Below are 21545 nucleotides of genomic sequence, written 5' to 3'. Positions count from 1 at the left end.
TAAGTTGCCCACTATGCTCAAACGCCTTGCCTGGCTGGCGCTCTGTGTCTGCGCCCCGCTGTCTGCCACGCCCAAAATCGACAATCAACGTTTGCAGCAACTGGCCAATGACCCCTTCTGGATTTCCCTGGGCCACTACGAAACCGCCAAACTCGGCGGCTGGCGCAGCTATGTCAGCGACAAGAAATTCTTCCTCGCCGCCGACGGCAATGAACATCCTGACCGCGAGCTGGCGGCGACCGTGCAAGCGCTGTACGCCCCGGCCAGTGCTGGTGAAAAACATGCGCAATGCGTCTACCCGGCTCGCACCCGCTGGCTCAAGGCACAGCTCAACCTGACCGATCTGCCGACGCTCGACTGCACTGAATTCAAGCAATGGTTCAAGGATGTTTCGCCCCACAGTGCGGTGATGATTTTCCCTGCAGCGTATCTGAACAGTCCATCATCGATGTTCGGCCATACATTGCTGCGCATCGACCAGGCCAATGTGCAGAGCGATCAAACCGCCCTGCTCAGTTATGCGATCAACTTCGGCGCGTACATCGAAGGCTCGGACAACAGCATCCTGTATGCCTGGAAAGGCTTGATGGGCGGCTATCCCGGTTTGTTTGCGCTGGTGCCCTATCAAGAAAAACTCTCGGAATACCGCAGCCTCGAGAACCGCGATCTATGGGAGTACCGCCTCAATCTGACCCAGGCGGAAACCGAGCGCATGGTCGAGCACGTCTGGGAGCTCAAACAGATCCAGTTCGATTATTTTTTCTTCGACGAAAACTGCTCTTATCGTCTGCTGGAACTGCTGCAAGTGGCCCGCCCGAGCCTGCGACTGACCGAACAATTCCCGCTGACCGCGATTCCTACGGACACCGTCAAAGCGGTGAAAGAAGCCGGACTGGTGGAATCCATTCAGTACCGACCGTCTCGCGAACGTGAACTGCTGAGCCGCGCCGAGCCGCTGACCACTGAGGAACAGGATTGGGTGCTGAAAGTCAGCGCCGACCAGAAGCAACTGCAAGAGCCGGCGTTCAAGGCTCAACCCAAGGATCGTCAGGCGTTGATCATCGACGCTGCCTATCGCCTGGAGCGCTACCGCGCCAACGGCCAGGAGCGTGATCCGCAACGGGCGCAGCGCAGTTTCGAACTTCTGCGGGCGATCAACCAGAACCCGGCACCGGAACTGGACATCCCGCAACCCGGCCTGCCCGAGGACGGCCATGAATCGCGCACCTGGCAGGCCGGTATCGGCACTCGAGGCGACAAGGCGTTTGGCGAGTATGGCTTGCGTATGGCTTATCACGACCTCAACGACAACGCCGAGAGCTTCCCCCTCGGCGCACAAATCGAAATCTTGCAAATGAAGCTGCGCCAGTACGAAGGCAATCATTGGCAGTTGCAGCAATTGGACCTGGCGACCATCCGCTCCCTGACCCCGCGCAATGAATTGCTGCAGCCACTGTCGTGGCAAGTCACCGGCGGCCTGGAGCGCGTGCCGGGCAAGCATGACGACGAAACCCTGGTCAGCCACGTCAATGGCGGTGGCGGCGGGACCTGGCAACTGGGCGACGACATGCTCGGCTTTGCTTTGGGCACCGTGCGCATTGAACACAACAACGACTTTGCTGGCTTCATCGCCCCGGCGGCGGGTTTCAACAGCGGTTTGCTGTGGAAAAACCCATTGGGCAACCTCAGCCTGGAAGCCAAGGGCGACTTTTTCACCAACGGCGAAGTGCGCCGTAGCGTGAGTCTGAATCAGCAGTGGGAATTGTCGCGCAACCTGGGTTTGCGCCTGAGTGCCCAGCGAGAGTTCAGCCACCTGGCTTCACCCGAGAACGAAGTGATGCTTGAGGTGAAGTGGTATCACTACTAACCCATAAGCTCCGCTATTCCCTTGTGGGAGCGAGCCTGCTCGCGAATGCGCAGTGTCAGTCAACATCAACGTTGGCTGATCCACCGCTTTCGCGAGCAGGCTCGCTCCCACAGTTGTTTTGTGGTGATCAATAGATTTTTCACAGACCTTCCACAAACACCTCACGAATCCACTCCTAGACTTCTCCTATAGGCCGTTGACGGTCGGGAGTCTGAGATGTGGCGTTGCGTGGGTGTGGTGGGTTTGCTGATGTTGATCGCGGGTTGCCAGACGACCCACGAGGATCTGATCGCCAAGGGTTATCCACCGGCATTCGCCGATGGCTTCGATGACGGTTGCAGCAGTGGCCGGCAAGCGGCGGGGGCAATCACCGGAGAGTTTCGTAAAAACGTTGCGCGTTACCTCAAGGACAAGCAGTACGCCGAGGGCTGGAGCGATGGCTTCCGTCAGTGTCAGGCGATGCGCGAAAGCGAGGACCGTGAGGATTATCGCAGCCACCATTGGGACGACCGGGACAAAGCCTGGCAGCAGCAGAAGGACCAGGACGCCGCTCGTGCTTTTCGCTCGCAATAAGTCGCTGACAGATATCTGTCGAAACTAAAAGCCTGCGACCATGGCCCAAACCCTATAACGGGAGAAAACCATGAGTCGTGCCTTCGTCAATGAAGATAACGCCGCCGCGCAAGCCGATCAGCCCGTCGAACGGCAAGTCAGTGCGCAGCCCAATTACGTCACGCCGGCCGGTCTCGCCCAGCTTCAAGCGAAACTCGCCGAGGTGCAAAACCTGCTCAATGAACAAAGTGCAAAAGGTGAACTGGCTGACAAACAGCGCCAGGCCGACCTTGAGCGTGACTGGCGGTATTTCAATCAGCGACTGCAAAGCGCCCAGTTAGTCGTCCCGGCCTCCTCGACCGACAAGGTACAGATTGGCGGCTCGGTGACGTTCGCCGATGAACAGGGCAATGAACAGTGCGTGCAGTTGGTGGGCGAGGATCAGGCGGACGCCGCCACTGGTTTGATCAACTGGGGTTCGCCATTGGGTCGGGCACTGTTGGGCGCGCAGGTCGGAGATGAGGTGGTCTGGAAGCGGCCGGTGGGGGATTTGGTGATTGAGATTTTGAATATAGATATTGAGTGACCATTAAGCCGCCTTCGCGAGCAGGCTCGCTCCCACACTTGAAATGCATTCCCCTGTGGGAGCGAGCCTGCTCGCGAAGGCCGCGCCGCGGTCTCACTGGAAAACCCAAAAAAAACGGAGCCCCGAGGGCTCCGTTTTTTATGCAACCAACCTGATTCAGGCCAGTTTCTTGTGCCGTACACGATGCGGCTGAGTTGCGGCTTCGCCCAAGCGTTTGCGGCGATCGGCTTCGTATTCGGTGTAGTTACCTTCGAAGAACACCGCTTGCGAGTCGTCTTCGTACGCCAGGATGTGAGTCGCGACGCGGTCAAGGAACCACCGATCGTGAGAGATCACAATGGCAGCGCCCGGGAAGTCCAGCAGGGCTTCTTCCAGGGAACGCAGGGTTTCAACGTCGAGGTCGTTGGACGGTTCGTCGAGCAGCAGGACGTTGCCGCCCTCTTTCAGGGTCAGGGCCAGGTGCAAGCGACCGCGCTCACCACCGGACAGGTCCTTGACGAACTTCTGCTGATCGCCACCCTTGAAGTTGAAGCGACCGACGTAGGTGCGCGACGGGATCTCGTAGTTGCCGATGCGGATCTGGTCGGAACCGTCGGAGATTTGCTGGAACACAGTCTTGCTGCCGTCCAGGTCTTCGCGGCTTTGATCGACGCACGCCAGTTGCACGGTTTCGCCGACTTCGATGCTGCCCGAATCCGGTGTTTCCTTGCCCATCAGCATGCGGAACAGGGTCGATTTGCCGGCACCGTTACCGCCGATCACGCCAACGATGGCGCCTTTAGGCATGGAGAACGACAGGTTGTCGATCAGCACGCGATCGCCATAACCCTTGGAAACGTTTTTGAATTCGATGACCTTGTCGCCCAGGCGTGGACCGGCCGGGATGTAGATCTCGTTGGTTTCGCTGCGCTTCTGGAATTCCTGCGATTGCATTTCTTCGAAGCGTTGCAGACGAGCCTTGGATTTGGACTGGCGGGCCTTGGCGCCTTTACGCACCCACTCCAGTTCTTCCTTCATGGCTTTTTCGTGAGCCGACTGCTGCTTGGATTCGGCAGCCAGACGATCGGACTTGGCTTCGAGCCAACCCGAATAGTTGCCCTCGTACGGGATACCGGCGCCGCGGTCGAGTTCGAGGATCCAGCCGGCAACGTTGTCCAGGAAGTAACGGTCGTGCGTGATCGCTACCACAGTGCCCGGGAAATCGTGCAGGAAGTGCTCCAGCCAGGCGACGGAATCGGCGTCCAGGTGGTTGGTTGGTTCGTCGAGCAGCAGCATGTCCGGAGCAGACAGCAGCAGGCGGCACAGTGCCACACGACGCTTCTCACCACCGGACAGGAATTCGATCTTGGCATCCCAGGCCGGCAGACGCAGCGCATCGGCGGCGACTTCCAGTTGGCGATCCAGGTTGTGGCCGTCGCTGGCTTGCAGAATGGCTTCGAGCTTGGCCTGTTCGGCGGCCAGTTTGTCGAAGTCGGCATCTTCATCAGCATAAGCCGCGTAGACCTCGTCCAGGCGAGCCTGGGCGTTCTTGATCACGCTGACCGCTTCCTCAACCACTTCACGCACGGTCTTGGTCGGGTCCAGGATCGGTTCTTGCGGCAGGTAGCCGATGTTCAGGTCCGGCATCGGACGGGCTTCGCCATCGAACTCGGTATCAACGCCCGCCATGATTTTCAACAGGGTGGATTTACCCGAACCGTTAAGGCCGAGTACGCCAATCTTGGCGCCCGGGAAGAACGACAGCGAAATGTTTTTCAGGATTTCCCGCTTCGGCGGAACAACTTTACCCAGCCGATGCATGGTGAATACGTATTGAGCCATGGAGAACCTAGGGTCAGTGAACGATGAATGATTGGGGCGCGGGCGATGCCCGGCCAGGCCGTGCGCGTCGTCCGATTGATAGGTATCAATGCGTGCGCGCTAAAAAAGCCTGAGTCTAGGAGCTGGAACGCTCCCGCGTAACCGGCAAAGCTACCTGATTGACGGAAGGCAGTCCAGCCGAGCAGGACTGGCACTTTGCCACAACTCAGGGCATGCTAGCCGCCCTTCGGGCGTCCGGCTTATAGTGCACGTCGCGCCAGTCCAGCCAAACCGCAGGATTACAGTTTGTCTAATGTCTCCCCACCTTCTTCCGTGAGCGCACTCAATCCTGCGACTGGCTCACCCCTGCGTGGCTCCTTGAAGGGCGCGCTGGCGATGCTCGTCCTGCTGCTGCTCGCGCTGCTGTTTTGGCAGTTGCTGGATCAGCTGCGAGAAACCCAGAAAAACCAGCGTCAGTACACCATCGACTACACCGCCGATCTGGCCTCGCAAGTCAGCCTGAACATGGCGCTCAACGCCCAGATCGCCCTCAACCTGCTACCGATCGTCGAACAACCGCAAAGCGCCGACGAACAGCAGGCGCTGTTGCGCAAACTGCAAAAGTCCTTGCCGGACCTGCGCAGCCTCGCGCTGCTCAGTCCTTCCGGGAAAGTCCTCAATGACAGTGCCGACGACAGCGACGACGCCGAGTATCTGAGCGAACTGGTCCGGCGCAGTCACGCCCAGGCCCATTATTTCAGCAACGCCAATGACGGTTCGGTGGTGCATCTGCTCCTGCATCAGGCCAGCGGTAACATTCGCGGCTACTGGGTTCTACGCCTGACGCCGACATTTTTCTCGTCGCTGACCAAACAAAACGAAACCGGTATTCGCCCGCTGTGGCTGGTGGAAAACCGCGTCAATCACCAGATCGTCAGCCGCGACGATGCGCAGCCCTTGGCCACTCCGTCGTTGATGACAGCGGATGAACTGGCCAACAGCGTGCTGACCGTGCCCCTGAGCAGCAGCGACTGGCAACTGCGCGGGTTGTTCGACCGACAACGGGTGATCGAACACTTGCTGCCGGCGCTCATCGGCAAATGCCTTCTGGGCCTGGCTTTCTCGCTGCTGCCGTTCATCGCCCTGCTGAACATGCGCCGCCGCCAACGCCAGGTGCACGAAGGCCGTCGACGCTATCAGGATATTTTCGAAGGCACTGGCGTCGCCCTGTGTGTGCTCGATGTGTCCGGGCTCAAAAGCTTCTTCGACAAGGCTCAGTTGCACAGCAGCGAACACCTGAAGGCCTGGCTCGAAACACCGGAACAACGCCAGCAACTGCTGCAGGAACTGCGCATCACCGAGGTCAACCTGGTCGCCCTGCAACTGCTCAACGTCAACACCTGCGATCAAGCCTGGAAACTGCTGATCGACGGCAACCCGCAGGACGGCACCGCCATCGGCGATCAAGTGCTCGACGCGGTGCTCAACCAGCAGAAACAGCTTGAACTGGAAATCAAACTGCAAGACGCCAATGGCCGCGACCAGCACTTGTGGCTGGTCCTGCGTCTGCCGGAAGACCAGGACGACTATAAAGCGGTGATCCTGAGCATCACCGACATCACCAGTCGCAAGCTCGTCGAACTGTCCCTGCTGGAACGTGAAGGATTCTGGTCCGACGTGGTACGCACCGTGCCGGATCATCTGTACGTGCAAGACGTGATCAGCCAGCGAATGATTTTCAGCAACCACCACCTGGGCCAGACGCTCGGTTACAACCGTACCGAACTGCACCAGATGGGCGAGTATTTCTGGGAAATTCTGCTGCACCCCGAAGATGCCGACTTCTACCACCGCTCGCGCCAAACCCAGCGGCTGGCCGGTTACAGACAATTGATGCAATGCCAACTGCGCTTCCGTCACCGGGACGGCAAATGGCGGCGCTTCGACATCCGCGAACAGGCGCTGGCGCGGGACAAGCACGATCAGGTCACGCGAATCATCGGCGTGGCCAAGGACATCACCGATCAGATTGAAGCCAGTGAGTCCCTGCGCGACAGCGAGCAGCGCTACCGGATGCTCGCCGAAAGCATCAGCGACGTGATTTTCTCGACTGACAGCAAGATGGCGCTCAACTACGTCAGCCCGTCGGTGCAAGCCGTGCTGGGCTACGACGCCGACTGGATTTTCCAGAACGGCTGGCAGTCGACCATCGCCAACCCGCAACAGCTGACCGGCATTTACCACCTGATGGATCGGGTCAGCAAAGCGCTGAATAAACCCGACCAACTGGCGCTGTTGCGCAGCCAGGTGCAGACCCAACTGTTTTTGTTCGACTGCCTGCGGGCCGACGGGCGCAAGATTCCTATCGAACTGCGGCTGGTGCTGGTCTGGGATGAACACGGTGCATTCGAAGGCGTGCTGGGCGTCGGTCGCGACATCAGCCAGCAACGCCGGGCCGAAAAAGACCTGCGCATGGCCGCGACAGTATTCGAGCACTCGACTTCTGCGATCCTGATCACCGACCCGGCCGGCTACATCGTCCAGGCTAACGAAGCCTTCAGCCGTGTCAGCGGTTATGCGGTGGAGCAGGTGCTCGACCAGTTGCCGAACATGCTGACCGTCGACGAGCAGCAGGAAGCCCATCTGCGGTACGTGCTCAAGCAATTGCATCAGCACAGCACGTGGGAAGGCGAAGTCTGGCTCAAACGACGCAATGGCGAGCATTACCCGGCCTGGGTCGGGATCACGGCGGTGCTGGATGACGAAGGCGATCTGGCCAGCTACGTGTGCTTCTTCAGCGACATCAGCGAACGCAAGGCCAGTGAGCAGCGGATTCACCGCCTCGCCTATTACGACGCCCTGACCCACTTGCCCAACCGCACGCTGTTCCAGGATCGCCTGCACTCGGCGCTGCAATCGGCCGAACGGCAGAAGTCCTGGGTAGTGCTGATGTTCCTCGACCTGGACCGCTTCAAACCGATCAACGACTCCCTGGGCCACGCCGCCGGCGATCGCATGCTCAAGGAAATGGCCACGCGCCTGCTCGGTTGTGTCGATGATGACGATACTGTGGCGCGCATGGGCGGCGATGAATTCACCTTGCTGCTGCAACCGCGGGCCAACCGTGAAATTGCCTTGAACCGGGCGATTCATGTGGCCGAACAGATTCTCGCCAGCCTGGTGAAACCGTTTGTGCTTGAAGGCCGCGAGTTCTTCGTCACCGCCAGTATCGGCATCGCCCTGAGCCCTCAGGACGGTAACGAACTCAGCCAGCTGATGAAAAACGCCGACACCGCGATGTATCACGCCAAGGAGCGCGGCAAGAACAACTTCCAGTTCTATCAGGCCGACATGAACGCCAGCGCCCTGGAGCGTCTGGAGCTGGAAAGCGACTTGCGTCATGCCTTGGAGCAAGACGAATTTGTGCTGTATTACCAGCCGCAGTTCAGCGGCGATGGCAAACGCCTGACCGGCGCCGAAGCCTTGCTGCGCTGGCGCCATCCGCGACGCGGTCTGGTGCCGCCGGGAGACTTCATTCCGGTGCTCGAAGAGCTCGGCCTGGTGGTGGATGTCGGTGACTGGGTGATCAGCGAGGCCTGCCGTCAGCTCAAGACCTGGCATCAGGCCAAGGTCCGGGTGCCGAAGGTGTCGGTGAACATTTCGGCCCGGCAATTCTCCGACGGCCAGCTCGGCACGCGAATCGCCAATATTCTCAAGGAAACCGGCCTGCCGCCGGCGTGCCTGGAGCTGGAACTGACCGAAAGTATCCTGATGCGCGAAGTCAGCGAAGCGATGCAGATTCTCGCAGGGCTGAAAAATCTCGGCCTGAGCATTGCGGTCGACGACTTCGGCACCGGTTACTCATCGCTCAACTACCTCAAGCAGTTCCCCATCGACGTTCTGAAAATCGACCGCACCTTCGTCGACGGCCTGCCGTCGGGTGAGCAGGATGCGCAGATTGCCCGCGCGATCATCGCCATGGCCCACAGCCTCAATCTGGCGGTTATCGCCGAGGGCGTGGAAACCCACGAGCAACTCGACTTCCTGCGTGAGCATGGTTGCGACGAGGTTCAGGGGTATCTGTTCGGGCGGCCGATGCCGGCGAACCGGTTTGAAGCGCAGTTCAGCAATGATGCGTTGTTCATGTTCGACTGAAGCTTTGCGGCGGGGCTGATGCCCCCTTCGCGAGCAGGCTCGCTCCCACAGGTTTTTTGGGTGTACACAAGATTTGTGACCACTGAAGATCCACTGTGGGAGCGAGCCTGCTCGCGAAGAGGCCGGCACGATCACCGCTGATCCCGTCATGAAGCCCACTTGTCTGCGACATGATGTCCTTTCATATGCCATCTAAAACCCATTGGGTTAGAATGCCCCCCTTTTCTGCCCCGATCCTTGAGGACCGCCATGTTCAGCCGTGATTTGACTATTGCCAAGTACGACGCCGATCTCTTTGCCGCCATGGAGCAAGAAGCTCAGCGCCAGGAAGAACACATCGAGCTGATCGCTTCGGAAAACTACACCAGCCCTGCGGTCATGGAAGCTCAAGGCTCGGTACTGACCAACAAGTACGCCGAAGGCTACCCGGGCAAGCGCTACTACGGTGGTTGCGAGTTCGTCGACGTGGTCGAGCAACTGGCCATCGACCGTGCAAAAGAACTGTTCGGCGCTGATTACGCCAACGTTCAGCCACACGCCGGTTCGCAAGCCAACAGCGCCGTTTACCTGGCTCTGCTGCAAGCGGGCGACACCATCCTGGGCATGAGCCTGGCGCACGGTGGTCACCTGACCCACGGTGCCAGCGTTTCCTCCTCCGGCAAGCTGTACAACGCCGTTCAGTACGGTATCGACGGCAACGGCCTGATCGACTACGACGAAGTCGAGCGCCTGGCGGTTGAGCACAAGCCGAAAATGATCGTGGCCGGTTTCTCTGCCTACTCGCAGATTCTGGACTTCCCGCGCTTCCGCGAAATCGCTGACAAGGTTGGCGCCTACCTGTTCGTCGACATGGCCCACGTGGCCGGTCTGGTCGCCGCTGGCGTCTACCCGAACCCGGTGCCTTTCGCTGACGTCGTGACCACCACCACGCACAAGACCCTGCGCGGTCCACGTGGCGGTTTGATCCTGGCTCGCGCCAACGCCGACATCGAGAAGAAGCTGAACTCCGCAGTTTTCCCGGGCGCCCAGGGCGGCCCGCTGGAGCACGTGATCGCTGCCAAGGCGATCTGCTTCAAGGAAGCGCTGCAGCCTGAGTTCAAGACTTACCAGCAACAAGTGGTGAAGAACGCCAAGGCCATGGCCGGCGTGTTCATCGAGCGCGGTTTCGACGTGGTTTCGGGCGGTACTGAAAACCACCTGTTCCTGCTGTCGCTGATCAAGCAGGAAATCTCCGGTAAAGACGCCGACGCCGCTCTGGGCAAAGCGTTCATTACCGTGAACAAGAACTCCGTGCCAAACGATCCACGCTCCCCGTTCGTCACCTCCGGTCTGCGCTTCGGTACTCCGGCTGTGACCACTCGTGGCTTCAAGGAAGCAGAGTGCAAAGAGCTGGCCGGCTGGATCTGCGACATCCTGGCGGACCTGAACAACGAAGCGGTGATCGACGCCGTTCGTGAGAAGGTCAAGGCCATCTGCAAGAAGCTGCCGGTATACGGCGCCTAATCAGCCCGCAGAACCGCAGCAATGAAAAAACCGGCCAGTGATGGCTGGTTTTTTTTCGCCTGCCATATAAGGCCATTGAGATCAAAAGATCGCAGCCTTCGGCAGCTCCTACAAAGGCTGCGAAATCACGGGTGTACCCGGTTTCTGTAGGAGCTGCCGAAGGCTGCGATCTTTTGATTTTCAACGGGATCAGCTCAACCGGTCAGACCGGTCATGCCAATTTTTCTATTTCCACTTGTAATCCTGAAAAAACCCAGCGTAGACTGCGCCTGCACTGGACATACCGGTAAGACCACAATAATTAAGTCCTGAATCTGATGCGCTTAAGCGTCGGCAGCCAGGACACCGACCAGGATTCCTCCCATGCTCAGATGGTGCTCGCGTTCAATCTTCCTCCAAGTGGTTCTCGGACTGGTGCTCGGCATCGTCTGCGGGCTGACCCTTCCTGAATACTCCGCCCAGCTCAAACCGCTCGGCGATGGCTTCATCAAACTGATCAAGATGCTCATCGGTCTGATCGTGTTCTGCGTGGTGGTCAGCGGCATCAGCGGTGCCGGCGACCTGAAGAAGGTCGGACGCATCGGCCTGAAATCGGTGATCTACTTCGAAGTCCTGACCACCATCGCCCTGGTGATTGGTCTGGTGTTCGCCTTCAGCACCGGCATCGGCAGCGGCGCGAACATACATCTGGATCAGCTCTCCGCTGCCGACATGGGCGACATCGCCCAGCGCGGTCAGCACATGCACACCACCACGCAGTTCCTGATGGACCTGATCCCGACCTCGGTGATCGGTGCCTTTGCCGACAACAACATCCTGCAAGTCCTGCTGTTTTCGGTGCTATTCGGCAGCGCCCTGAACCTGGTGGGTGAAGCGGCCTCCGGTATTTCCCGGTTGATCAACGAACTCAGCCACGTGATCTTCCGCATCATGGGCATGATCGTGCGCCTGGCGCCGATTGGTGTGTTCGGCGCGATTGCCTTCACCACCAGCAAATATGGCCTGGACTCGTTGCAACACCTGGGCAGCCTGGTCGGCCTGTTTTACCTGACCTGTTTCGCGTTTGTGTCATTGATTCTCGGCCTGGTGATGCGCCTGTCCGGCCTGCGGATGTGGCCATTGCTCAAGTACCTGCGCGAAGAACTGCTGATCGTGATGGGCACCGCCTCTTCCGACGCCGTGCTGCCACAAATCATGCGCAAGCTTGAGCATCTGGGCATCGGCAGTTCGACGGTCGGGCTGGTCATTCCTACCGGTTACTCGTTCAACCTGGACGGTTTCTCGATCTACCTGACCCTCGCCATCGTGTTCATCGCCAATGCCACCGGCACGCCGCTGGCCATGACCGACTTGCTGACGATTCTGCTGGTGTCGCTGATCACCTCCAAAGGTGCTCACGGGATTCCCGGCTCGGCACTGGTGATTCTCGCGGCGACACTGACGGCGATCCCGGCGATTCCGGTGGTCGGCCTGGTGCTGGTATTGGCAGTGGACTGGTTCATGGGCATCGGCCGGGCGCTGACCAACCTGATCGGCAACTGCGTCGCCACCGTGGCCATCGCGCGCTGGGAAAAGGACATCGATATCCAGCGGGCGAACAAAGTACTTTCTGGTCAGGTGGGTTATACCTTCCAGCCGAGAAAGCCTGTCGGCCCGGCGCATCAGCAGGAATTCTGAATAATCGCCGTGCCTGCCCACGGGCAGGCACGGTCATCAATCGTTTTGGATGCTCATGGAGCGAACAGTGATCACCACATCAACCGTCGTCAATTCAGTCGTAGAAAAACTCCGGGCCGCTTTGGCCCGTGGTCAGTGGCGCTCCGGCGAGATGTTGCCCGGGCAGCGTGAGTTGGCCGAACAACTGGGCATCAGCCGCCCGAGCCTGCGTGAAGCCGTCATCGTGCTGGAAACCCTCGGGCTGGTGCGTTCCATGCCGGGTAAAGGCGTGGTGGTGCTGGAGGCCAATCTCAGCGACAGCCAAAGCCACGACAGCGCAGTCGCCGGTGCGAGCCTGGAAGACGTGCTGCAACTGCGCTACACCCTCGAGCCGTTCATTGTCGGTCTGGTGGCGCAGTCGATCAGCAGCAAGGAAGTCGGACAACTGCGCCTGACCCTGATGGACATGCGCGAAGCGCTGGAAGCCAACGACAGTGAAGCCGGCGTGAACGCCTACATCGCGTTCCACGAAGAGCTGTTCACGCTGACCTCGAATCCGATCTTCCAGAGTGTGGTGCAACAGACCAGCAATGCCCTCAAGCAAAGCGCCGACGTGCTGCGCAACTCCCCGGAGCATTTGGCTGAGCGCCTCGAGGAGAACGAGGCCGTGGTGCGCGCTATTCGCAGTAAAAACAGCGCCCAGGCCAGCGCCGAAATGCGTCGGCACATCCTTCGGGAAGGCCAGCGGATGGGCATCGAATTGAATATTCCGGACGACAACCTCGTCAGTTGAGTCCGCTTCGAACTGGAGACAAGCCATGAACAGCTTCGCCTCACCGCAAACCCTCGCTGCCCTGCCCTTCCCCCGAACGAACACCGGGAAGCCATCGGCGGATGATCTCTACTCACGGATATTCGATGCCATTCTCGAACAGCGCATTCATGCGGCCAGTCGCTTTACGGAAGAAAGCCTGGCGCAGATGTTCGGCGCCAGGCGAAGCGACATTCGTGGTGTGCTGACGCAACTGTCCCATCAGCAGATCATCGTCCTGCGGACCAGTCATCGGCCCCGCGTCGCCGCGCTCGACAGCGAGCAAACCCGGCAAATGTTGCATGCACGGCGATTGACCGAAATCACCTTGGTGCACCTGGTCTGCCAGCAATCGCGCACGCAAGACTTGAAACCACTGAGAGCCTTGATCGATAGCGAGCGTCAATGCACCGCCCGTGGTCCGGCGATTCGCTTATCGGGGGAGTTTCATTTGCAGTTGGCGGAAATGGCTGGGAATGCACCGTTGACGCATTTTCTTGGTAGCTTGGTGCCGCTGACTTCGCTGGCGATTGCGCAGTTTGAGGTAGGGTTGGAGGGTTATTGCGTTTGGCATATGCACCAGGCGATTCTGGAAGCCGTGGAACGCGGCGAAGCAGTGAAGGCTGAGAACTTGCTGGGCCAGCATCTGGATCATTTGGAAGCGATGTTACTCAACGCCGGACCGACACTCAGTCAGAATCGTGTTGTCGGTTAGGCCGCTATCGCGAGCAGGCTCGCTCCCACATTTGAAATACATTCCCCTGTGGGAGCGAGCCTGCTCGCGAAAGCGGCATCAAACTCGCTAAAAATGTCGGACTTTATTCCGCCGCTACCCGCGCAAACCCCTCACGGATTTTCTCTTCCGGCAAATCATCGGCAATGAACACGATCACGCTTTCGCGCGTTTCATCGTCCGCCCACTCGGTGTCCCAATCGAATCCGTACAGCTTCAATACGCCCTGAAACACCATGCGCCGCGGCTCGCCAAGGATGTTCAACACGCCTTTGTAGCGCAGCAATTGCTTGCCATGGTCCTCCAGCAGTTCGTTCATGAACTCACTGAGTTTGTCGATATCCAGCGGTTTATCAGTGCGCAGCACCAGGCTGGAAATGCGGTCGATGGACGGCGCTTTGCTCACCGGGCGCAGGCTGACTCCGCCGCCAAGGTCGGCATTGAGATTGAAACCGCGCACGTCGAGCAATTCGGCCAGGTCAATTTTGCCGTGGTCGACCACGCGGATCGGTGCGCGACGGTTGATGCGGGTCAGGCGCTCGCTCAGCGCGGTAAAGGTCGCCTCGTCCACCAGATCACGTTTGCTCACCAGTAAGCGGTCGGCGAAACCGATCTGCGCCTGGGCGATGGTTTGCGTCAGGTGAGTGTCGGCGTGCGCCGCATCGACCAGAGTAATGATGCCGTCGAGGATGTAGCGCTCGCGCAGCTCTTCATCGATGAAAAAGGTTTGGGCCACAGGTGCCGGGTCGGCCAGGCCGGTGCATTCGATCACCAGACGGTCGAAGGCGATTTCGCCGCTGTCCAGGCGCTCGAGCAACAAGTACAAGGCTTTGGTCAGATCGGTGTGGATGGTGCAGCAGACGCAGCCGTTGGACAGCGTCATCACTTGCACCGGTTCGTCGCCCAACAGCTGGGTGTCGATACCGGCGTCGCTGAATTCGTTCTCGATCACGGCGATTTTCAGGCCGTGTTCGGCTTTGACCAGGTGGCGCAACAGCGTGGTTTTGCCCGCGCCGAGAAAGCCACTGAGGATCGTTACCGGGATGGGAGAGGACAACTGGAGTCTCCTGTTTCACAAAGTTAAAAAACAACACAAAACGAATGTGGGAGCGAGCCTGCTCGCGAAAGCGGTGTGTCAGTCAACATCAGTGTCGAATGACCGATTGCCTTCGCGAGCAAGCTCGCTCCCACAGTTTTTTGCTTCACATCATGATCTGACTCAGCAGATCAACAGCACTTCGGCCCACCTTTGCCACCGTAACGAGCCTCTTGGCGTTCCCGGAAGAACATTTCGTAGCTCATCACCGGTTTGTCCGGGTGTTTGGTTTGCATATGCTCGACGTAATTGTCGTAGTCGGGCATCCCGACCATCAGGCGCGCGGCCTGACCGAGGTATTTACCGAGGCGACTCAGGTCATTGAACATGCTGCAATCCTCGATTACGCATCCGGCAGAGCCTGGAATGGCGCTTCTTTATCCGTACGTTCTTTGCTGCCCCAGGCGGAAATACCGACCTTGAGCGCATAGAACAGGATACTGAATACCACGAACAGGAACAGCGCGGTCAGCGTTGCGTTGGTGTAGGCGTTGAAGATCACGTGCTGCATCTGCGTAATGTCCTTGGCCGGGGCGAGGATCTGACCGTTGGCCAGCGCATCGCTGTACTTCTTGGCCAGCGACAGGAAGCCGATCGCCGGGTTAGCGTCGAACAGCTTGATGAAACCGGCGGTGGTGGTGCAGATCAGCAGCCACACGGCGGGCAGCATGGTGACCCAGACGTAGCGCTGGCGCTTCATTTTGATCAGCACGACGGTGCCGAGCATCAGCGCGATACCGGCCAGCATCTGGTTGGAGATACCGAACAGCGGCCACAAGGTGTTGATGCCGCCCAGTGGATCGATCACGCCCTGGTACAACAACCAGCCCCACATCGCCACGCAACCGGCGGTTGCGATCAGGTTGGCGGTCCAGGATTCGGTGCGTTTCAGCGCTGGCACGAAGGAACCGAGCAAGTCTTGCAGCATGAAACGGCCGGCACGGGTACCGGCGTCGACGGCGGTCAGGATGAACAGCGCTTCGAACAGAATCGCGAAGTGGTACCAGAACGCCATGGTGTTTTCACCCGGCAGGACACTGTGCAGAATCTGTGCGATACCGACCGCCAGGGTCGGCGCACCGCCGGCACGGGCCAGGACGGTGGTTTCACCGATGTCCTTGGCCACCGCTAGCAGGGCTTCTGGCGTAATCGCGAAACCCCAGCTGCTGACGGTTTGTGCCACGGCCACCACGTCACCGCCGACGACTGCCGCCGGGCTGTTCATGGCGAAATACACGCCTGGCTCGATCACTGACGCGGCAACCATGGCCATGATGGCGACGAAGGATTCCATCAGCATGGCGCCGTAACCGATGTAACGGGCGTTGACTTCGTTATCCAGCAGTTTCGGCGTGGTGCCGGAAGCAATCAGCGCGTGGAAACCGGAGACCGCGCCACAGGCGATGGTGATGAACAGGAACGGGAACAGACCGCCCTTCCACACAGGGCCAGTACCGTCGATGAACTGGGTCAGCGCCGGCATTTTCAGCTCAGGCATGGTGATCAGGATGCCGATCGCCAAGGCCACGATGGTGCCGATTTTCAGGAACGTCGACAGGTAATCACGCGGCGCCAGAATCAGCCAGACCGGTAACGAGGCGGCCACGAAACCGTAACCGACCAGCATCCACGTAATCTGCACGCCAGTGAAGCTGAACGCCTTGGCCCAGAACGGATCAGCGGCAATCTGCCCGCCGAGCCAGATCGAACCGAGCAGCAACAGCACGCCGACCACGGAGATTTCACCGATGCGGCCCGGGCGGATGTAGCGCATGTAAATGCCCATGAACATCGCGATCGGGATGGTCGCCATCACCGTGAAAATACCCCACGGGCTTTCGGCCAGGGCTTTTACAACGATCAGCGCCAGCACCGCCAGGATGATGATCATGATCAGGAAGCAGCCAAACAGCGCGATGGTGCCGGGGATGCGGCCCATTTCTTCACGGACCATGTCGCCCAGGGAACGGCCGTTGCGGCGGGTGGACATGAACAGGACCATGAAGTCCTGAACGGCACCGGCCAGCACCACACCGGCAATCAGCCACAGCGTACCGGGCAGGTAACCCATCTGCGCCGCCAGGACCGGACCGACCAGCGGCCCTGCGCCAGCGATGGCTGCGAAGTGGTGACCGAAGAGGATGTGTTTGTTGGTGGGGACGTAGTCCAGACCGTCATTGTTGAGCACGGCGGGGGTGGCCCGTCGCGGGTCGAGTTGCATCACATTGTTAGCGATGAACAGACTGTAGTAACGATACGCAACCAGATAGATGGCCACGGCGGCGACCACAATCCACAAGGCGTTGATCGCCTCGCCTCGGCGCAATGCCACTACACCTAGGGCGCACGCTCCCAGGATTGCCAGCAGCAGCCAGGGTAGGTGGCGTAGCAGGCTATTATTATTTTTCATTTTATGATTCCAGCCAGGGTGGACAAGAAAGACAGCCATCTCGAGTTTAGCGCTAACGGCCGCAAAGGCCATCCCCCCGACATGGGTTGAGCCATCACTGTGCTGGCAGCCTTTGACGATGCGGGTCTATAGTCAGCGAACATTTACGAGGATTGCGCCATGAGCGAGCAACCTGCCGATCGCCGCCGCTTCAAACGTATTGCGTTCGATGCCCGAACCGAGCTGAGTCAGGGGGAATTCATCTGGCCGGTGAAGTTGATCGACCTGTCACTGAAGGGACTGTTGATCGAAAAGCCCGAACCGTGGTTGGGGAATCGGGAGTGGCATTTCCTGGTCGATATTCATCTCAACGAGGACGTCGAGATCAAGATGGATGTGATGTTGACCCACGATGACCATGGCCAGCTCGGGTTCGTCTGCAAACACATCAGCCTGGAATCCATCGAACGCCTGCGGCGACTGGTTGAACTCAACCTTGGCGACTCGCAGGAGCTCGAACGGGAGTTGGGGGCGCTGATCGAAGTTTGAAGGCCAATCCCATACCCATGTGGGAGCGAGCCTGCTCGCGAATACGGTCTGACATTCAACATTTAAGTCGACTGACATACTGCTACCGCGAGCAGGCTCGCTCCCACAGGTTTTGTATCGACCTGAACGTTATTCGAAGAGGGCGTCCAACGCCTGTTCCAGACGCGTTACAGCAATAATCTGCAACCCCGGCGGCGCTTCTTTAGGCGCATTGCCCTTAGGCACGATGGCGCGTTTGAAGCCGTGTTTGGCCGCTTCTTTCAAACGTTCCTGGCCGCTCGGCACCGGACGTACTTCGCCGGAAAGCCCGACCTCGCCGAACACCAGCAGATCGTGCGGCAGTGGCCGGTTGCGCAAACTGGACATGACCGCCGCCATCAGCGCCAGATCGGAGGCCGTTTCCAGCACCTTCACCCCGCCAACCACGTTGAGAAACACATCCTGATCATGGGTCGGAATGCCACCGTGACGGTGCAGCACCGCCAACAACATCGCCAGTCGATTCTGATCCAGCCCCAGCGTTACCCGACGTGGATTGGCCAGGTGACTGTCGTCCACCAGCGCCTGGACTTCCACCAGCATCGGCCGCGTCCCTTCCCACGTCGCCATGACCACACTGCCCGGCACTTCCTCCTGCGCACGGGTAAGAAAAATCGCCGAAGGATTGGAGACTTCTTTCAGCCCCTTGTCGGTCATACCGAACACGCCCAGTTCGTTGACGGCGCCGAAACGGTTCTTCACCGCCCGCAGCAAACGCAAGCGCCCATCGGATTCGCCTTCGAAATACAGCACCGTGTCGACCATGTGCTCCAACACTCGCGGCCCGGCCAATGCACCTTCTTTCGTCACGTGACCGACCAGGAAAATGGCGGTGCCGCTCTGCTTGGCATAGCGCACCAGCAACGCCGCGCTTTCCCTGACCTGGGACACGCCGCCCGGTGCCGATTGCAGTTGCTCGGTGAATATCGTCTGAATCGAGTCGATCACCATCACCTTGGGTTTTTCCTGCCGGGCGGTGGCGATGATGGTCTCGATGCAGGTTTCGGTCATCACCCGCAGTTGATCCTGAGGCAAGCCGAGACGGCGGGCGCGCATGGCCACTTGCTGCTGGGACTCTTCGCCGGTGACGTACAGCGCCGGCATGACTTTGGCGAGGTTGCACAAGGTTTGCAGCAGAATGGTCGATTTGCCGATACCCGGATCACCGCCGATGAGCACCACCGAGCCATCCACCAGACCACCGCCCAGCACCCGATCGAGTTCACTGGAGGCCGTGGAAAAACGCGGGATTTCTTCGACACTGACTTCGGCCAGGGTCTTGATCTGTGCCTGTTGACCGGTCCAGCCGGTGCGACCGCTGGGGGCTGCGGCACCACCGCTCTCCACCATGGTTTCGGTCAGGGTGTTCCAGGCCCCGCACTCACCGCACTGGCCAGCCCACTTGGGGAAGGTTGAGCCGCACTCGGTGCAGCCGTACATGCGCTTGGCCTTGGCCATCTGAACTCCCGGCAAAAACCGCGATGATAGCTCAGCTGGAGCGGATCAGCGCGGCGCCGCGGTGCGGATTTCACCGCTGGCCAGACGCGCGGCGCTATTGCCCATCGGATCCTCGGCGCAAAGGTCCGCCCCCTTGGCTTTGAGCGCGTCGAGCAACTCGACGCGCTTGAACAATCCGGCGTACATCGCTGCGGTCTGCCCGGCACCATTGCGTTGATCGGGGCTGCAATTGGTCGCCAGCAGGGTTCGAGCAATCTGTACTTCGCCCTTGAAAATCGCGCCCATCAGCGCCGTGTTGCCACGAGTGTCCTGAGCACAAGCGTCTGCCCCGGCAGCGAGCAATCGGTCCACCGCTGCACTCTGCCCGTGATAAGCCGCCAGAATCAGTGCGGTGTAGCCCTTGTTATCGCGAGTATCCAGGGAGTATCCAGCCTCGATGAAGGTCTCGAGCATCGGCACATCGCCGCGACGGGCAGCATCAAAGTAGTAGTCCTGCAATTGGGCTTTCAGTGCAGCAGGATCTTTCGTGACTTGCGTGGCCGGCCCGGCGAACAAGCCGAACGGCAAACACGCCAGAAAAAAAAACAGATAAAAACGCATGACAAGGCTCCTTGGCCAGACGGGACCTCGCATGAGGCCCCGCTTCAGGCTGAAAAATCAGTCAACCAGTTTGGCGGCCAGAGCCTTGACCCGGTTCAGATCCCCCTTGGCAACCTCGGTCACCCCAGTCCCGTACTCCGGGTCGGCCTTATAGAGGAAGGACAGCATGATGTGTTTGCTCTCATCATCGGTGGTGACCAGCGAACCACCGAAGCTCTCGATCAGGTCCTTGCGTTCTTTCTTGCTGAAGGAGCGATAAAGATCACCGGCCTGCTTGAAGTTTTGTTCACGCTGAATCTTCGCCTGCTGCGTGCTGCCCGACAGCGCCGATTGGCTGTAGCCCGCGGTTTGCAGCTCTTCACGAGGCAGCAAACGGCTTGGCTGGTAATTCACCCCAGTGCTGCTGTGGCCGATATTCATTGCGCCGTCCTGATTACCGTTGTTTACCGCAATCTTTGGAGCATTGATCGGCAACTGCATCGCATTGGCCCCCAGACGATACAGTTGCGTATCGGCATAAGAAAACACTCGCCCCTGCAACAATCGGTCTTCCGAAGGTTCGATACCGGGAACAAGATTGGCCGGCGCCATAGCAACTTGTTCCGTTTCCTGGAAGACATTCGCAGGATTACGATTCAAGACCATCTGTCCAACTTTTCGCTCTGGAACGCCGGGCCAAATCTTGGTTGCATCCAAAGGATCGAAATCAAACTTGTACAAGTCTTGAGGATTTAAAATCTGAACGTACAAGTCCCATTTCGGAAAATCGCCTTTATCAATATGTGTAACCAAGTCATTAGTCATATGACTGTAGTCTTTACCTTGAACTTTCGTCACGGCTTTCGGATCGAGATTGTTAATCCCTTGCAAACTTTTCCAGTGAAACTTCACGTAGTGAACTTCACCTTTGGCGTTAATTAACTTATAGGCGTGAACACCATTACCATCCATTTCCCGATAACTGGCAGGAGTACCAGAGTTAGAGTACAACTCGGTCAGGGTGCGAGTGGCTTCTGGAACATGAGAGAAGAAATCGAAACGACGGGCGTCATCGTCGAGGTTGGTACGCGGGTCAGGCTTGAAGGCATGGACCATGTCCGGAAACTTGATGGCGTCACGGATGAAGAAGGTCGGGAAATTGTTGCCGACCAGGTCCCAATTGCCGTCCGCGGTGTAGAACTTGGTGGCAAAACCGCGAGGGTCACGCAGGGTTTCCGGTGAATGGTTGCCGTGGACCACCGCCGAAAAGCGTACAAACACGGGAGTGTTCTGGCCAGCGGCGAATACCTTGGCCTTGGTCAGATCAGTCAGGTCGTCAGTCACGCTGAAGATGCCATGGGCACCCGCACCGCGGGCATGCACCACTCGCTCAGGAATGCGTTCACGGTCAAAGCGCTGGAGCTTCTGGATCAATTGCACGTCTTGCAGCAACACCGGGCCGGTCGCGCCGGCGGTTTGCGAGTTCTGGTTGTCGCCCACCGCGGCACCGTTATCGCGGGTCAGGGTTGCTGCGTTGACGGAGAAAGACAGCAGACTGGCGGTCAAAACGCCAAGGGTGCGCCGATGGGAAAAAGTCCCGAGGCCAATGGTCGAATTCATTACAAGTTCCTCTGTTTTTTAAGGCGCAATCCAAGTGCGCTTATCAGAGGCTAGAGGTCGAAGTCGCAGAACATAAATAGAAAGAACGTAATGCGATGATTCAGAATTTTGTGTGGATAATCAGCTTGTTAACGTGTATTTCGCGCGCGAAT

The 21545-nt window shown here is 58.9% G+C and carries 16 protein-coding genes; 9 read left to right on the top strand and 7 right to left on the bottom strand.

The genetic code is table 11. The features are described from left to right. Nucleotides 1–13 precede the first annotated feature (13 nt). The 3 genes from EAH74_RS21775 to EAH74_RS21760 all read left to right on the top strand — a co-directional run bounded on the left by EAH74_RS21775 (nucleotide 14) and on the right by EAH74_RS21760 (nucleotide 3005). Nucleotides 14–1867 (top strand): DUF4105 domain-containing protein, encoded by a 1854-nt coding sequence (locus EAH74_RS21775; protein ID WP_140681015.1) that lies wholly within the window; start codon nucleotides 14–16, stop codon nucleotides 1865–1867. A 216-nt stretch (nucleotides 1868–2083) separates the two neighbouring features. After that, nucleotides 2084–2440 (top strand): hypothetical protein, encoded by a 357-nt coding sequence (locus tag EAH74_RS21765; RefSeq protein WP_140681011.1) that lies wholly within the window; start codon nucleotides 2084–2086, stop codon nucleotides 2438–2440. Nucleotides 2441–2510: 70 nt separating this feature from the next. Continuing rightward, a complete protein-coding gene (locus EAH74_RS21760; protein ID WP_140681009.1) occupies nucleotides 2511–3005 on the top strand; it encodes a GreA/GreB family elongation factor in 495 nt (164 codons plus the stop codon). A gap of 156 nt (nucleotides 3006–3161) precedes the next feature. On the opposite strand, the gene ettA is transcribed toward EAH74_RS21760, so the two are convergent. Beyond that, nucleotides 3162–4826, bottom strand: a complete 1665-nt coding sequence (gene ettA, locus EAH74_RS21755) for an energy-dependent translational throttle protein EttA (RefSeq protein ID WP_140681007.1) — start codon at nucleotides 4824–4826, stop codon at nucleotides 3162–3164. Between the two features lie 285 nt (nucleotides 4827–5111). Here ettA and EAH74_RS21750 point away from each other — a divergent pair, with 285 nt between their 5' ends. The 5 genes from EAH74_RS21750 to EAH74_RS21730 all read left to right on the top strand — a co-directional run bounded on the left by EAH74_RS21750 (nucleotide 5112) and on the right by EAH74_RS21730 (nucleotide 13645). Then, nucleotides 5112–8960, top strand: coding sequence for a sensor domain-containing protein (locus EAH74_RS21750; protein WP_140681005.1), 3849 nt, complete (start codon nucleotides 5112–5114; stop codon nucleotides 8958–8960). Nucleotides 8961–9209: 249 nt separating this feature from the next. Continuing rightward, nucleotides 9210–10463: a serine hydroxymethyltransferase gene (gene glyA / locus EAH74_RS21745; RefSeq protein WP_123367763.1), complete on the top strand. Its 1254-nt coding sequence runs from the start codon at nucleotides 9210–9212 to the stop codon at nucleotides 10461–10463. Between the two features lie 363 nt (nucleotides 10464–10826). Further along, a complete protein-coding gene (locus tag EAH74_RS21740; RefSeq protein WP_123367762.1) occupies nucleotides 10827–12140 on the top strand; it encodes a C4-dicarboxylate transporter DctA in 1314 nt (437 codons plus the stop codon). A gap of 67 nt (nucleotides 12141–12207) precedes the next feature. Next, nucleotides 12208–12912, top strand: a complete 705-nt coding sequence (locus EAH74_RS21735; RefSeq protein ID WP_123367761.1) for a FadR/GntR family transcriptional regulator — start codon at nucleotides 12208–12210, stop codon at nucleotides 12910–12912. A 25-nt stretch (nucleotides 12913–12937) separates the two neighbouring features. Beyond that, nucleotides 12938–13645 carry a GntR family transcriptional regulator gene (locus tag EAH74_RS21730; protein WP_140681003.1) on the top strand — a complete coding sequence of 236 codons (708 nt, stop codon included), beginning with the start codon at nucleotides 12938–12940 and terminating at the stop codon, nucleotides 13643–13645. A 103-nt stretch (nucleotides 13646–13748) separates the two neighbouring features. Here EAH74_RS21730 and yjiA read toward each other — a convergent pair whose 3' ends face one another. The 3 genes from yjiA to EAH74_RS21715 all read right to left on the bottom strand — a co-directional run bounded on the left by yjiA (nucleotide 13749) and on the right by EAH74_RS21715 (nucleotide 17169). Continuing rightward, complete coding sequence (gene yjiA / locus EAH74_RS21725; RefSeq protein ID WP_140681001.1) at nucleotides 13749–14720, bottom strand: GTPase; 972 nt, start codon at nucleotides 14718–14720, stop codon at nucleotides 13749–13751. Between the two features lie 170 nt (nucleotides 14721–14890). Continuing rightward, entirely contained in the window at nucleotides 14891–15088 is a 198-nt protein-coding gene (locus tag EAH74_RS21720) for a YbdD/YjiX family protein (protein ID WP_007895266.1), read from the bottom strand. 14 nt (nucleotides 15089–15102) lie between these two features. Next, nucleotides 15103–17169 carry a carbon starvation CstA family protein gene (locus EAH74_RS21715; RefSeq protein WP_140680999.1) on the bottom strand — a complete coding sequence of 689 codons (2067 nt, stop codon included), beginning with the start codon at nucleotides 17167–17169 and terminating at the stop codon, nucleotides 15103–15105. Nucleotides 17170–17328: 159 nt separating this feature from the next. On the opposite strand from EAH74_RS21715, the gene EAH74_RS21710 reads away from it, so the two are divergent. Further along, a complete protein-coding gene (locus EAH74_RS21710; protein ID WP_140680997.1) occupies nucleotides 17329–17697 on the top strand; it encodes a PilZ domain-containing protein in 369 nt (122 codons plus the stop codon). A 129-nt stretch (nucleotides 17698–17826) separates the two neighbouring features. On the opposite strand, the gene radA is transcribed toward EAH74_RS21710, so the two are convergent. The 3 genes from radA to EAH74_RS21690 are packed head-to-tail and all read right to left on the bottom strand — an operon-like array spanning nucleotide 17827 to nucleotide 21393. After that, nucleotides 17827–19194 carry a DNA repair protein RadA gene (radA, locus tag EAH74_RS21700; protein WP_008149143.1) on the bottom strand — a complete coding sequence of 456 codons (1368 nt, stop codon included), beginning with the start codon at nucleotides 19192–19194 and terminating at the stop codon, nucleotides 17827–17829. Nucleotides 19195–19239: 45 nt separating this feature from the next. Further along, on the bottom strand, nucleotides 19240–19794 hold the full coding sequence (locus tag EAH74_RS21695; RefSeq protein WP_140680993.1) for an ankyrin repeat domain-containing protein: 555 nt from the start codon (nucleotides 19792–19794) through the stop codon (nucleotides 19240–19242). Nucleotides 19795–19851: 57 nt separating this feature from the next. Further along, the gene (locus tag EAH74_RS21690; RefSeq protein WP_140680991.1) at nucleotides 19852–21393 is read right to left on the bottom strand and encodes a catalase; all 1542 of its coding nucleotides are present in this window, start codon (nucleotides 21391–21393) and stop codon (nucleotides 19852–19854) included. Nucleotides 21394–21545 lie beyond the last annotated feature (152 nt).

This window comes from Pseudomonas mandelii (assembly GCF_006438925.1).
Taxonomy (GTDB): Bacteria; Pseudomonadota; Gammaproteobacteria; order Pseudomonadales; family Pseudomonadaceae; genus Aquipseudomonas; species Aquipseudomonas mandelii_C.
This window is presented reverse-complemented; position numbering and strand designations above follow the sequence as displayed.